This is a genomic window from Sciscionella sediminilitoris, from assembly GCF_000737195.2.
Taxonomy (GTDB): Bacteria; Actinomycetota; Actinomycetes; order Mycobacteriales; family Pseudonocardiaceae; genus Sciscionella; species Sciscionella sediminilitoris.
The window spans coordinates 1-209 of record NZ_JALM01000140.1; the positions used below are offsets into that span (position 1 = coordinate 1).

General features: G+C 61.7%; 1 protein-coding gene. It reads left to right on the forward strand.

Translation table 11 applies throughout. The annotated features are described in order from the left end of the window. Nucleotides 1-205 (forward strand): integrase core domain-containing protein (locus AD72_RS33535; protein ID WP_031470672.1); only part of this gene is annotated, 205 nt, incomplete at its 5' end. Nucleotides 206-209: the final 4 nt, after the last annotated feature.

The following is a 209-nucleotide window of genomic DNA, read 5'->3' on the forward strand; positions in this document are numbered from 1 at the left end:
TAACGCCGCGGCCGAATCGTTCTTCGCTACCCTCGAGCATGAGGTTCTTTCTCGAAACCGCTTCGCGACCAGGCGCGAGGCCCGAATGGCCCTGACAAGGTGGTGCCACAACTTCTACAACAACCGGCGCCGTCACAGCAGCGCCGGATTGCTGGCACCGACCGAGTACGAGAAGATCACCGCTGACCAACCGGCAGCGGCCTAGAAAC